At 34.5% G+C, this 13,055-nt stretch carries 14 protein-coding genes; 3 read left to right on the top strand and 11 right to left on the bottom strand.

Annotation, left to right across the window (positions count from 1 at the left end):
- Entirely contained in the window at window positions 1–348 is a 348-nt protein-coding gene (locus LNP22_RS04675; protein WP_210665995.1) for a hypothetical protein, read from the bottom strand.
- An 83-nt stretch (window positions 349–431) separates the two neighbouring features.
- Window positions 432–1,961 (bottom strand): carbon-nitrogen hydrolase family protein, encoded by a 1,530-nt coding sequence (locus LNP22_RS04670; protein WP_229975555.1) that lies wholly within the window; start codon window positions 1,959–1,961, stop codon window positions 432–434.
- Between the two features lie 179 nt (window positions 1,962–2,140).
- Here LNP22_RS04670 and LNP22_RS04665 point away from each other — a divergent pair, with 179 nt between their 5' ends.
- Entirely contained in the window at window positions 2,141–2,473 is a 333-nt protein-coding gene (locus LNP22_RS04665) for a single-stranded DNA-binding protein (protein ID WP_229975554.1), read from the top strand.
- Between the two features lie 78 nt (window positions 2,474–2,551).
- Here LNP22_RS04665 and LNP22_RS04660 read toward each other — a convergent pair whose 3' ends face one another.
- The 9 genes from LNP22_RS04660 to metG form a co-directional block, all read right to left on the bottom strand.
- The gene (locus LNP22_RS04660) at window positions 2,552–3,244 is read right to left on the bottom strand and encodes a DUF2461 domain-containing protein (RefSeq protein WP_229975553.1); all 693 of its coding nucleotides are present in this window, start codon (window positions 3,242–3,244) and stop codon (window positions 2,552–2,554) included.
- Window positions 3,245–3,342: 98 nt separating this feature from the next.
- Entirely contained in the window at window positions 3,343–3,528 is a 186-nt protein-coding gene (locus tag LNP22_RS04655) for a hypothetical protein (RefSeq protein WP_229975552.1), read from the bottom strand.
- A gap of 80 nt (window positions 3,529–3,608) precedes the next feature.
- Entirely contained in the window at window positions 3,609–4,127 is a 519-nt protein-coding gene (locus LNP22_RS04650) for a ferritin (protein WP_210665999.1), read from the bottom strand.
- A 136-nt stretch (window positions 4,128–4,263) separates the two neighbouring features.
- Window positions 4,264–5,667 (bottom strand): hypothetical protein, encoded by a 1,404-nt coding sequence (locus LNP22_RS04645; protein WP_229975551.1) that lies wholly within the window; start codon window positions 5,665–5,667, stop codon window positions 4,264–4,266.
- A gap of 39 nt (window positions 5,668–5,706) precedes the next feature.
- Entirely contained in the window at window positions 5,707–6,348 is a 642-nt protein-coding gene (locus LNP22_RS04640) for a chloramphenicol acetyltransferase (RefSeq protein ID WP_229975550.1), read from the bottom strand.
- Complete coding sequence (locus tag LNP22_RS04635) at window positions 6,348–7,055, bottom strand: HAD family hydrolase (protein ID WP_229975549.1); 708 nt, start codon at window positions 7,053–7,055, stop codon at window positions 6,348–6,350. The genes LNP22_RS04640 and LNP22_RS04635 overlap by 1 nt, the downstream gene beginning before the upstream one ends.
- Window positions 7,056–7,462: 407 nt before the next feature.
- Entirely contained in the window at window positions 7,463–8,350 is an 888-nt protein-coding gene (locus LNP22_RS04630) for a DMT family transporter (RefSeq protein WP_229975548.1), read from the bottom strand.
- An 18-nt stretch (window positions 8,351–8,368) separates the two neighbouring features.
- Complete coding sequence (locus tag LNP22_RS04625) at window positions 8,369–9,838, bottom strand: hypothetical protein (RefSeq protein WP_229975547.1); 1,470 nt, start codon at window positions 9,836–9,838, stop codon at window positions 8,369–8,371.
- 112 nt (window positions 9,839–9,950) lie between these two features.
- Window positions 9,951–12,008 carry a methionine--tRNA ligase gene (gene metG, locus LNP22_RS04620; RefSeq protein WP_229975546.1) on the bottom strand — a complete coding sequence of 686 codons (2,058 nt, stop codon included), beginning with the start codon at window positions 12,006–12,008 and terminating at the stop codon, window positions 9,951–9,953.
- A gap of 439 nt (window positions 12,009–12,447) precedes the next feature.
- Here metG and LNP22_RS04615 point away from each other — a divergent pair, with 439 nt between their 5' ends.
- Both LNP22_RS04615 and LNP22_RS04610 read left to right on the top strand, forming a co-directional pair.
- Window positions 12,448–12,648: a hypothetical protein gene (locus tag LNP22_RS04615; protein WP_229976406.1), complete on the top strand. Its 201-nt coding sequence runs from the start codon at window positions 12,448–12,450 to the stop codon at window positions 12,646–12,648.
- Between the two features lie 111 nt (window positions 12,649–12,759).
- Window positions 12,760–12,987 carry a CDGSH iron-sulfur domain-containing protein gene (locus LNP22_RS04610; protein WP_210666005.1) on the top strand — a complete coding sequence of 76 codons (228 nt, stop codon included), beginning with the start codon at window positions 12,760–12,762 and terminating at the stop codon, window positions 12,985–12,987.
- Window positions 12,988–13,055: the final 68 nt, after the last annotated feature.

The raw sequence follows: 13,055 nt of genomic DNA, 5'->3' as shown, positions 1-13,055 counted from the left end.
CTAAATTTCTTTTTTAACAAGCATATAATAATCATTTTCCAAGGCGCGATAGCCTTGATCATACAGGAAATAGTAGGTGTTTCCTGTTTTAGTCTGCAATATATTAGTAAAAAAATCAAAATCGAAACCTTTGTGCAACATTTTATCTTTTGTTGACTTAGATTTTCCTTCTGTGTTTAGTTCAGACAAAATACGGTAATTTTTACGCAATTTGTTATTTACATTTCGCATAAAATTATTACTGTCTTTGTTTATTTTGTTGTTGTAAGCATTTCGGCAGCTGTCAGAACAAAATTTCTTGTCCTCTCTACCCACAATTTTATCACTACATTCAAGGCAGGTTTTCATGATGTACTATTTTTAAAACTAAAAAACAATTAAATTTCAAATGATGAATTCTATCTCATTCTGCTCGTAATTTGATAAAACGATTACGGATTTATTTTTCTAATTTCATACAAATCATTTCGGCGGTCTTTCAAAATCCGAACGCTTCCGTGCTCGTGAAGTTGTTTTAGTAAATTCAAATCGACATCAACAATCAGTGTCATTTCGGTATTAGGTGTCGCTTCGGCTTTGATGCCATTACTTGGAAAAGCAAAATCCGAAGGCGTAAAAACAGACGCTTGTGCATACTGAATATCCATATTGTTTACTTTTGGCAGATTACCAACACAGCCGGCAATCGCCACATAACATTCGTTTTCTATTGCACGTGCCTGAGAGCAATGTTTGACGCGCGTATACGCATTTTGAGTATCTGTTAAAAAAGGAACAAACAAAATATTCATGCCTTCGTTGGCCATAATTCGCGAAAGCTCAGGAAACTCAACATCGTAGCAAATCAAAATACCAATTTTACCGCAGTCGGTATCAAATGTTTTAAATTCTGAGCCGCCTTTCATGCCCCAATGTTGCACTTCGTTGGGTGTGATGTGAATTTTGGTATACATTTCTGAGGTTCCGTCTCTTTTGCATAAAAAACCAACGTTGTACAGGTTTCCGTTGTCGAGATACGGCATACTTCCCGTAATAATATTGATGTTGTACGAAATAGCAAATTCCTGAAAGCGCTTTCTAATTGGGTCAGAGTGGCGAGCGAGTTCCCGAATGGCTTCGGCTTCAGAAAGATGGTTGTAATCGGCCATTAAAGGCGCAATAAAAAGTTCCGGAAATAAGGCAAAATCGGCTCCGTAACCAGACACAACATCGATAAAAAATTCAGATTGCTCAAAAAGGGCTTCGATATTATTGAGCTGACGCATTTGCCACTGAATCAAGCCTAGGCGGATTACACTTTTTTCAAGATTAATCAATTTTGGACTTTCATCATAATAAACGTTGTTCCACTCCAGAAGTACCGCAAATTCTTTAGATTCTTCATCACCTTCCAAATAGTTTTTTATGATTCGTAAAACATGAAAATCATTGCTCAGCTGAAAAGAAAGTACTGGGTCATGCAATTCTTTGTGCTTGACTTTTTCTATATAATTTTTTGGAGTAAGTTTTTTAGAATGTTTTGCATAATTTGGAATTCTACCAGCAAAAACAATCGCTTTCAGATTCAATTGCTCGCACAATTCTTTACGAACATCATACAAGCGGCGTCCTAAACGCAAACCACGATAATTGGGGTGAATAAAAACATCTATTCCGTACAGGATTTCTCCATCGGGATTGTGAGTTGAAAAAGTATAATTGCCAATAATTTGTCTGTAATTGTGTTTTTTATCTACTAATTTTTCTGGAAGGATCAATGACAAAGCAGAACCTACTACTTTTCCGTCTACCAAAATCACCAGTTGACCTTCAGGAAAAATAGTGAGTAAATTTTCGATATCTGATTCTTTCCAATACGAATTCGCCATTACTGGATAGGATTCTATCATTGAGTTTTTGAGCTCCTTGTAGTCGTCTAATTTTAAATTTCGTAATTCAACTTTATTAATTTCGGTTTGCATAATGTAAGATTTATCTCAAATATACTAAAAATTAATCCCATTTGCAAACGTTTACAAATAGTTATAGTCGATAGTAAATACTTTGTAACCGAATAATTTTGGAAAGTTGCTGCAATTTTGCCTTGTTGAATTTGATAAATGAATTCATTTTATAACAACTTTAAAAAAGAATATACGCCATGAGCACATTAAGAAACAAAGTACAATTGATTGGAAACGTAGGAAACGAACCAGAAATCAAAACATTAGAGAACGGTAGAAAACTGGCTCACTTGACCATTGCAACTAATGAAAAATATACCAATGAAAAAGGAGAAAAAGTTGAGCAAACCGAGTGGCATCGCGTAACTGCGTGGGGTAAAACTGCAGAGATCATCGAAAAATATGTGGTAAAAGGAAAAGAAATTGCCGTTGAAGGGAAACTTACCCACAGAAGTTACGATGATAAAAATGGAGAAAAACGTTATGTGACCGAAGTCGTAATAAATGAAATTTTACTAATGGGCAAATAATGAGTACAAAGTATTTTATTAAAAAGCGACTGGTTGGCAAAATCAGTCGCTTTTTTTGGGTTTGAATTAATGATAAATTTATAAAACAGAAGCACCGTTAATATCTGTTGTAAGTATTTCGCTCATATAATCAAAAAAAGGACGCATTTTTTGAAATGTTTCTGTGGCCTGTTCCACAAAATTATGGGCCAATACTTCTTCATCGGTAAAGCGTTTAATGACCAAAAACTGTTTGTAGCGCAGTAAATCTATCGCTTCGTGTTGCACATCAAAACCCTTTGGCGCTGTTTTAAGCTGCTCGCCTTGCAAGTTTCCAAAAGTGCTAACAAATGATTTAGCCTCCAGTATCTTTCGCATTGGTTTAGGATCGTGCCCAAATTCAGCTCTTATTCTTCTTAAATCTGCGGCATTGGGACCCCAAAAACCTCCCGCAAGAAAACTGTTTCCAGCTTCCAAATGAAAATAGTATCCGCCACGTCTTTCTTTTGTTGCTCTGGTAAAACTGCCTCCCCAAAAGGTTTTAAAAGGAGTTTTGTCTTTAGAAAAACGAATATCACGATAAATTCTGTACACACTTTTTTTGCCCGAAGCCGTTTCCAAAACATCTGTTTTAGAAAGCTCTTTAAGTAAAGCATCCGCAAAAGTCTGTATATAATTTAGCTCGGTTTGGTAGTTGGATTTATTGGCATCAAACCAGACTTTATTATTGTTTTCTTTAAGTTGTGACAAAAAATCGAGACTAGATTTAGGTACGATGCTAGCATTTTTCATAAATTGAAATATTTGCTTTTTGGGATGTTAATTTGTTTTTTATAAAATGGAAAGCTTATGATTTGTGCATAAAAAAACCTTCATAATTGAAGGTCTTTTTATGCTATATTTTTTAGTAAGTCAAACATAGGACATCTGGAGCAACGTTTTTTCTCGCTCTTTTTAAATTTTTCACAACAAGTTGACTTGCAGTTTTCAAGCTTCTTAATGTTCTCAAGGATATCTTTGTTTTTCTTCTTCTTTTTATCCTTTTTCTTGTCCTTATCTTTTTCTTTCTTGCTCACTTTATACTGGAATTATAAAACTGAGACAAAGATAAAATAAATATCTTATTTTTATATATTCTAAATAAACTTTAACTTTTTTATTTAGGATTAATGGCGATTGAGCTTGTTACTGCTAACTGCTGAATATCACGATCAAACAAGTAAAGACCGCCTTTGTCGTCACCAATTAAGTTAATTTTGTCTAAGATAGATTTGGCCGTAGCTTCTTCTTCAATTTGTTCGGCAACATACCATTGCAAGAAATTGTGAGTCGCATAATCTTTTTCTTCAAAAGTGATATGTACCAATTCGTTAATAGATTCCGAAACAAAAATTTCATGTGCATAAAGGGCTTCAAACATTTCTTTGAAAGTTGAATAACTCGTTTTTGGCGCTTTCAAATCTGTAATTTGAGCATGTCCGCCACGTTCGTTTACATATTTTATTAATTTAAGCATGTGCTCACGTTCTTCGTCAGATTGAGTATACATAAATTGTGCAATTCCTTCTAAACCATGTACTTCAGCCCAACAAGCCATAGAAAGATAAGTTTGCGAAGATTCTGCCTCGATGCGAATTTGCTTATTTAAAGCGGCTTCAATATTTTTTGATAACATAATTGTGTCTTTTTTGTAAAGTTAAAAAAAATAATCCAAACCGTTTTTCGAAACAAAGAAAACACAGCATATTTGGATCAATTCTCAATAAAATTAGGTGTTCATAAAATCAATGATTTCAGAACTACTCGTTTTATCAATTAAAACCATCTTTAAATTTAAGCAAAACATACTCTTTGGTAGTTTGATCATAATAACCCAAAATAAAGTAATCTTTAAACGGAATGACATTGGCGAAAGCCGCTTCCTGATGCTGATTTAAGAAATAAGAAATTTTATCTACAGCCAAAGGAGAAGGCTCGCTACTACTGAACTCAAAGTTTTTGTTTAAAACACTTTCAAAGAAAACAGTTTCGGTATGCACGTTGGGATAAAAAGTAATAGGCGAAAATATTTGACCAAATTCATCATCATATTGACCAAAATTTTGAGTATAATAATTGAGATTTTCACTTTTTGGTGTTCCTCCGAGAGTGATCAAAGTGTTCTTTTTATTTTTGAAAACGGATAAACCAATATCCAAATTTGAAAGATAGTGTAAAAATTTGGCTGTTTTTTTGATTTCACCTGGTTTTCCATATTCTCTTTGTATCAATAAAGGAGAGTTTTTGAAACGAATCGTGTCGTTTTTTGCAACATGAATGCTTTTTATACTTAAACCAGAACCATAATCTTTTAAATCAAACAGCAGTTCTTCTTTATTTGCAGTGACTTGAAATAGTTTGTTTTCTGCTAAAAAAGAATTAGAGGATCGCAGTGGTTTTTTGGTATTAGGCTGCAGGAAGATCTTTTCATTAAGAGTATGGCTATCTAAATTAATCTCAAAAACTTGCGTTTGCTTTGGGTTTTGATCTAAGGTCAATACCATCTTGTTCTCCTGCAGGTAAACTTTGCTTTTTGCGGTGCTTTTGTATAGAGGATTGTAGTCCTTGACCTCCATTTTTTCAATAGGATTTTGTTTGATCAACTCGGTGAAAGGAAGGAAACTGGTGTTTTTATTTTGAAATTTGAACAGAGAAAAGTCAAATATTTTTTCTTCAACCATTCCATTTTTAAAAGTATAAACCGCTAGAGTCTGTTCTGAGATAGGTTTAGAAAGGATGTAAAACAAATTATTATCCTGAAAAGTCGCCACGACATACTGACTTTCAGACGGAAAGCCAAATTTTAAAGCTTTGTACGTTTTGGTTTCTAAATAATATTTGATCACTATAATTTCTTTAAAATCTCTCGAAGTCCAATAAAGACTGGGGTTTCCATCTTCGCTAAAACTCGAAGCAATCAATTCTTTATTCTCCAAATTGACAAGCGGTCCTGTATATTGGTCCGTTAGAAATAAAGCACTATTGTATTTTAAAATAGTAATGTTTTGGTCATAAGCAGCAAATACAAACACCTCGTGCGTGAGTAAATTTTCGGCATTTAAAATCTGAATATTCTTTGCTGATTTTTTTAGATCTAAAGCATGAGAAGTCAATACAGTTTGACCAAAAAATGCTGATTTGTAAAGAAGTAGCAAGAAGATTAAAGATTTTTTCATAACGTTTGAGGTTCAAAAATCATTCCATAATTTTAACATTTATTTTTCTAACGGATGATTCATCAAATCCTGAAAACAATCGACAAATTTCCCCACATGTAAACCATCCATCAAACCGTGATGCACATGTACAGACATTGCGATTGATCTTTTACCGTTATCGGAGCTTATCATTTTTCCAAACGAAATTTTCGGACAACTATCAGGATAAGTAAAACTTCTTGCATGAGAAAGCGAAGTAAAATTTACCCACGGAATAGCAGAAAAATGAATCACGTTATCATCTTTAAACTCGCGCGTAAAAAGTCCTGTTGTATTCTGAATACGTTCAATTTCGGCTAAAGCATTTTGTTCAAAAATTTTAAAATCAGGATGGTATTCCATTAAAGAAAAACCAAAAGTTCCGTCTTCACGACCAATGGTGGCTGAAGCATCAACACGTTCGTTGATGTAAATTTTATCATCAGAAATTCGGTATTTAAAATTTTCAATAGTATTTACCGCTACTAAAGTTTTGTGCAAATAATAAATAAAAAATGAGGTGTTGAGTTTTTTTGCGTTTTGATAAGAAGTTGTACAATCAATGGTTACGGTTGCGCCAAAAAAAGGATCTTCCATTTGGCTGAAATGCTTAAAATGCTCTTTTCTGTTCCAGTTTTCTAAATCTAAAATTGTTTTCATTACTTTAAATTGTTCAGGACTTCAGTGATTTTTTCGAAAGAGCTAAAATGTTCGTGCTCTACTTTATGACTTATTTTTTCGTGTTCCCAAGTGGTGTGAAACGGAATGTGAACCGCATAACCGCCGATTTCTAAAACGGGTAAAACATCTGACTTAAGCGAGTTGCCAATCATCAAAAATTCGTGCGCCTGAATGTCTAAACGGCCAAGTAGTTTTTTATAATCAATTTGCTGCTTATCAGACATCACCTCGATATGATGAAAATAATGCCCCAAACCAGAACGGTGTAATTTACTTTGCTGATCTTTTAAATCACCTTTTGTAGCAACAACCAATTTGTATTTTCCGTGCAGAGCTTGCAAAGTTTCTTCAACGCCATCTAAAAGTTCGATCGGTTTTTCGAGCAATTCTTTTCCGTATTGAATGATTTTTGCAACTACTTCAAGTGGAATTGTATTGTTGGAAATATTCATTGCCGCTTCAATCATTGACAAAATATATCCTTTGATTCCATATCCGTACAGAGATAAATTTTCGATTTCGATTTTAAATAATTCCTGTGAAATGCCTTGATGCGAAAGGTAATCTTCCATCAAAGCACAAAATTTATGTTCGGTTTCCTGAAAGTAAGGTTCGTTTACAAACAAAGTGTCATCGGCATCAAATGCAATTACTTTTAAGTGGGGTATTTTGTTTTTATGTAACATAATGTTTTTGTTTCAAGTTTTTTTGTTTCAGGTTTTTTGCCACGAATTACACGAATTACACGAATTTTTTCGCCACAGATTAAGATGATTTCAAAGATTTCTCAAAAAAAGCTGCTTAATCTGCTCAATTTCCGTGGAATCTTTTTGGCCACGAATTTACGCATTGCATTAATTTTTTGCCACAGATTAAATGATTTCAAAGATTTCTCAAAAAACAGCTGCTTAATCTGCTCAATTTCCGTGGAATCTTTTTCGCCACGAATTTACGCATTGCATTAATTTTTTGCCACAGATTAAATAATTTTAAAGATTTTCCAAAAAAGATCCGCTTAATCTGCAAAATCTGCGTGAAACTTTTACCAGGAATTACAATCATTTTGCTTTAATTTGCATTCTCAGTAGCTGTTCTACTTGCTGGAAAATAACTTCTTAAGCGTAATGGTTTTATCGTAAAACGTAATTCTAATTCCGAAAAGCAAAATCATTCCGCCAAAAATCATCTGTAAAGTTATTTCTTCTTCCAAAAACAACCAAGCCAAAATCGAGGTAATTACAGCCTGACTCAATAAACTTAGCGAAACTCTTGTCGCCCGCATGTGTTGTGTTGCATAACTGATCGAAAGCCAAGCGCACAGCTGACAAATGATTGCCTGAAGCACCAAGACGAGCCAACCCGTGTTTGAAAACCCTGTAAAAGGCTCATTTAAGGCATAACAAAGAATTCCTAAATAGAGACTTGAAGTGAGCAAACTGATTGTCATAAAAGACAAGACATCTGTTTCTGAAAGTACTTTTTTGCTCACCAAAAGATATATCGAATACAAAATGCCCGATAGAATGGCAAACACAAACGCTTGATTAAAATTCATTTCCATAAAAAAGCCAAAACCTACCAAAGTGATCATTCCAAATAAAGAAACAATAGTCCCGATCCAGAAATTTACGGCAGGTCTTACTTTCAAAAAGAAAAACGAACCGATCCCAACCCACACGGGCGCTAAATTGGTCAGTAGCGAAGCCTGAGTTGCGGTAGAATCCTGTATCGCAATATTCCAAACGGCAACATCCGAAGAAAATAAGATGCCGCAAAGTGCTGCCAGCAATATGATTTTTAGTTTTGGAAGTGTAAAATTTTTAGTCAGAAGCACATAAGGCAAAAGTAAAATCACCGCAAAAGTCATTCGATAAAAAGCCGAAATCAATCCCGGAGCCAAACGAAGTTTTATCAATATCGGAAAAATCGAAATACAAAGTATCCCGCAGATTAAGGCTATTCTTGGTTTGGTGAGTTTCATAGTATTGAAAAAAATCTGTTAATTTTTGAATGATCTTAATATATATTGCTTTATCATGTCATTATAATAACCTAAAAAATAAGTTTCATCCTGCTTAAATATTGTTTTAGATTCTAATTTTACATCAAGATTTTCTGCAAAGGTTTTCATTTTATCAAATGAATTAGCTTTCGGTTCTCCTTCAATATGATTTCCATCTGTGTCAAATAAGCAATTTATAAAAACAACTTTTCGATTTGCATAAGAATTGAAATTATCTAAACTCGAATTATACGATCCAAAAGCTATGAAAAATTGTGGATTTCCAAATCCAGTCCCTCCAATTGGCATTCCCATATAACCAGGCATTCCTGTAGTTGCCATTCCACCTCCACTAGCTCTAATATTAGAAACACTTCCTACTGTGACTAGATAAATGTCATTGTCTTTAAAGCAAGAAATTCCGCAATGCTCGTTATTAACTTTATTTAAAAATTGATAGGTTTGTTCGAGTACTCTTTTGCTTGATGAATAACTGTTTAAGCGAACAATTTCTGAGTTTTTAAATTTGATAGAATCTCCTTCCTCCGCAGTATATTCTTTAATTAGATTTCCATTCAGATCTTTGATAGTACAAAACATTTTAGAAGAAGATAATGAAAGTTGAAATAATTTATTGTCTATTAAGAATGAATTAGAATTAACTTCTTCTCCTTTTGGAAATTCAGGATTGCTGAAAACAACTAAGTTGGGAGTGTATGTTTTTAAGTCTATTGTGATAAGTTGCGTTGATTTTGGTACAATGTCTAAAGTTATAGCAATTTGATTGTTTATAACGTAGCATTTTCTTTTTTTAGAGCTTTCTACAAGTGAGGTTTTACCACCAGGTATAATCCTTTCTAAAGTGAAAGAGTCTGTAATAACATGATTATCTTTCAAAGCTGTAGAAAGAAGCGGGTTCGTATAGAGTGGTGCTAAAAAACTAAAATTTGAAAAGTCAATTATCTTTTCCTCATAACTTACTTTTTCATCAAAAACATATAATTTTAGTTTATTACTATTTTCTATTACGGTCAGGATGTAGAATTTTTGATTCTCACAAAAAAACTGAAGATGATTTTCGCCTTTAAAATCTAATCTGTAAGTTTTAGTTTGAATTTGGCGGGTGTTAAAATCATAGACTTGTGAATAAATCTCCTTATGGTTTGGAGTAGACCAAAATATTGTTGGTCTTGATTTCTCGCCACTAAAACCTATTATTTCAGTATATTTCTTTTCAGGTCTTTCAAATGATAATGAATCCAAAGTTTCCATTTTAGCATTTAGTAAAAAAGAATTTACTTTTTTCCGATCACTTAAAAATAGAATTGTTTTTTTAGAAGAATTATCTACAATCTGAAAAACATCTCTATTGCCTTTTAATTCTAATGAAATAGTTGAAAGAATATCTTGAGAAAACGAGATGAAAGTATTTATTAATAAAAGAAGAATGATATATTTTTTTGACATTTACAAAGAATTGGTTTTGATTATCATTTAACTCAAACAAATTAAAACTAAAAAAACGTGAATCAATTAATAATATTAATCAATTCACGCAATTTTATAAGTGTATAAAAACTTAGTTTATCGTTTCACCATTCGGTACATCGGTATCTGGGTTTACAAAAACCAGTTTCCCTTCGGCATTGGTTGTCATCAGGATCATTCCTTGGCTTTCAACTCCACGTAAGGCTCTTGGCGCTAAGTTGGCTAAAACAGTCACTCGTTTACCGATGATTTCTTCTGGCGAAAAACTTTCGGCAATACCTGAAACGATTGTGCGAACATCAATTCCGGTGTCGATTTTTAGCACCAGAAGTTTGTTGGCTTTAGGCATTTTTTCGGCTTCGATAATAGTTCCCACACGTAAATCCATTTTGGCAAAATCCTCGTACTGAATCAATTCTTTCTGTGGTTCTGCTTTTTTGTTTTCGGCAATGTTGGCGGTTTTTGTAGCTTCCAATTTATCTATTTGTTTTTGTATTTCTTCGTCTTCTATTTTTGCAAAAAGCAACTCAGCTTCGCCAATTTGGTGACCATCCAGAATCAATTCTGAAGTATCAGTCACATCATTCCATTTCAGTTTGCCTTCATTTTTTAAGATTTTGGACAATTTAGCCGCAGTAAAAGGCAAAAAGGGTTCAGCCAAAACGCTCAACGCAGCTGCAATTTGTAATGCCACATACATTTGGGTTTTTACACGCTCCGGATTGTCTTTAATCACTTTCCAAGGCTCTTCGTCTGCCAAATATTTGTTTCCTAAACGAGCCACATTCATCAATTCGCCCAAAGCTTCACGAAATCTATAACGCTCCACTGAACTCGAAATCACAGCAGGATAGGCTTTTAATTCTGCCAAAGTATTTTCGTCAACCTCAGATAATTCATTCGGTGTTGGCACAAATCCGTCGTAATATTTATTGGTCAAAACCACGACACGATTAATAAAATTGCCAAAAACAGCGACCAATTCGTTGTTGTTTCTCGCCTGAAAATCTTTCCAGGTAAAATCATTATCTTTAGTTTCCGGCGCGTTTGAAGTTAGTGCATAACGCAAAACATCCTGTTTCTCCGGAAAATCTTCTAAATATTCATGCAGCCAAACTGCCCAGTTTTTAGAAGTCGAAAGTTTGTTTCCTTCCAAATTCAAAAACTCATTTGCAGGAACGTTGTCGGGCAAAATATAGCTTCCTTCGGCTTTTAACATCGCTGGGAAAATAATACAATGAAAAACTATATTGTCTTTCCCGATAAAATGAACCAGTTTCGTGTCTTCATCTTTCCAGTACGGCTCCCAATCTTTTCCTTCGCGTGCTGCCCATTCTTTTGTAGACGAGATGTACCCAATTGGCGCATCAAACCAAACATATAATTTCTTGCCTTCGGCACCTTCAACAGGAACATCAATTCCCCAATCAAGGTCACGCGTTACCGCACGAGGTTCGAGACCGCCATCAACCCAAGATTTTACTTGTCCGTATACATTCGGTTTCCAGTCGTTTTTATGTCCAACCAAAATCCATTCTGTTAGGAAATCAGTGTATCTGTCAAGAGGTAAAAACCAGTGTTTGGTCGATTTTAAGATCGGCACTTCTCCCGTAATCGTCGATTTCGGATTGATCAAATCGGTCGCATTCAAAGTCGATCCGCATTTTTCGCATTGATCTCCGTACGCTTCTTCGTTGCCACATTTCGGACACGTTCCTACCACAAAACGATCGGCCAAAAACTGATCTGCTTTTGCATCATACAATTGTTCGGTTATTTCTTCAATAAAATCTCCGTTATCATACAACGTTCTAAAAAATTCCGAAGCCGTATCATGATGAATTTTAGCCGAAGTTCGAGAATAATTATCAAACGAAATGCCGAAATCGGCAAACGATTTTCTAATAATTCCGTCATATTTATCAATAATTTCTTGTGGCGTTACTCCTTCTTTTTTGGCTTTCATCGAAATTGCAACTCCGTGTTCGTCGCTTCCGCAAATAAAAGCAACATCTTTTCCTTGCAAACGTAAATATCTCGAATAGATATCTGCAGGCACGTAAACCCCCGCCAAATGCCCAATGTGAATAGGTCCGTTGGTATAAGGCAATGCTGCTGTAATAGTATATCTTTTAGGATTTTGTATCATAACTCAATTTTATTGAGTGCAAAAATAAGCAATAGAATTGAGTCCCGATGCTTCGACGTAGGTTTTTTCAGGAGCTAATCCCGCTATCCGTTGCAATCTTTTTGTTTTTAAAGAAAAACAAAAAGGATTTCCACTTCTATCGGGGCTAGGACTTTCCTTTTTATAATAGTATTTGTCGTGTTGTTTGTCATTCCGAGGAACGAGGAACCTTCGCGAAAAGCGCACATAACAAATGTCCCGAAGAAAACCTCTCCCAGTTTGTCATTCCGAGGAACGAGGAATCTCAGCAAGAAGCGCACACAACAAATGTCCAAAATTGTCGAGTTACTAACCAAGATTCCTCGTTCCTCGGAAGGACAAGATTGTTTGTTCTAGACCTAACAGATTTCCAAAACCTCTTAGTTATACTTAGTGACATAAAACAACAAAACCGCTATATTTGCAAACGCAATCAGTATTGTTGAAAATCATGGCAAAAGGACCCGAAAAAAATACAAAAAACAAAGCTTTACACACGAAATTACTCAATCGAAAAAAGGCTAAACTTCAGGAAGAAAAAAAAGAAAGCGCCTTGCGTTTGAAAGCTTTGGTCGCCCAAATGAATCAGAAAATAAAAGACAACCTACCAGATAATCAATAAAACTAGAATTGAAAGACGTTTTTCTAAATAGAACCAATTTAAACTAGCCTTTCAAACAAAATCTTCCCAATTTATTTGCAACCTTTGCCGGGTAAAAAACAAAAAAACATTATGAGCAAGACAAAACTTATCATCAATAAAAACGGATCGATCAAAATAGAAGGCGATTTTGAAATCATGGATCCAGAAGGAAACGTTTACGGACTGCAAGGAAGAGCTGCTTTGGGTCTATGCCGTTGCGGACTATCGGCCAACAAACCTTTTTGCGATGGCGGACACCGCAATAACTTCGAACACGATTCTATCGCATTCGACTTGCCTCCGATGAAGACGAACTAATAAAAATCGTTTTTCATAATATAACAAAGAAGCTGCATTTTTAATGTGGCTTTTTTTTATGCTTCTTT

This window comes from Flavobacterium flavipigmentatum, from assembly GCF_020911905.1.
Classification (GTDB): Bacteria; Bacteroidota; Bacteroidia; order Flavobacteriales; family Flavobacteriaceae; genus Flavobacterium; species Flavobacterium flavipigmentatum.
This window is presented reverse-complemented; position numbering and strand designations above follow the sequence as displayed.

Bases quoted from the DNA above. Each gene is read 5' to 3' on its own strand.
- LNP22_RS04625 (WP_229975547.1), bottom strand. From the start codon at position 9,838: ATGTCAAAAAAATATATCATTCTTCTTTTATTAATAAATACTTTCATC.
- LNP22_RS04645 (WP_229975551.1), bottom strand. From the start codon at position 5,667: ATGAAAAAATCTTTAATCTTCTTGCTACTTCTTTACAAATCAGCATTT.
- LNP22_RS04660 (WP_229975553.1), bottom strand. From the start codon at position 3,244: ATGAAAAATGCTAGCATCGTACCTAAATCTAGTCTCGATTTTTTGTCA.
- LNP22_RS04670 (WP_229975555.1), bottom strand. From the start codon at position 1,961: ATGCAAACCGAAATTAATAAAGTTGAATTACGAAATTTAAAATTAGAC.
- LNP22_RS04610 (WP_210666005.1), top strand. From the start codon at position 12,760: ATGAGCAAGACAAAACTTATCATCAATAAAAACGGATCGATCAAAATA.
- LNP22_RS04640 (WP_229975550.1), bottom strand. From the start codon at position 6,348: ATGAAAACAATTTTAGATTTAGAAAACTGGAACAGAAAAGAGCATTTT.
- LNP22_RS04630 (WP_229975548.1), bottom strand. From the start codon at position 8,350: ATGAAACTCACCAAACCAAGAATAGCCTTAATCTGCGGGATACTTTGT.
- LNP22_RS04665 (WP_229975554.1), top strand. From the start codon at position 2,141: ATGAGCACATTAAGAAACAAAGTACAATTGATTGGAAACGTAGGAAAC.
- LNP22_RS04635 (WP_229975549.1), bottom strand. From the start codon at position 7,055: ATGTTACATAAAAACAAAATACCCCACTTAAAAGTAATTGCATTTGAT.
- LNP22_RS04650 (WP_210665999.1), bottom strand. From the start codon at position 4,127: ATGTTATCAAAAAATATTGAAGCCGCTTTAAATAAGCAAATTCGCATC.
- LNP22_RS04675 (WP_210665995.1), bottom strand. From the start codon at position 348: ATGAAAACCTGCCTTGAATGTAGTGATAAAATTGTGGGTAGAGAGGAC.
- metG (WP_229975546.1), bottom strand. From the start codon at position 12,008: ATGATACAAAATCCTAAAAGATATACTATTACAGCAGCATTGCCTTAT.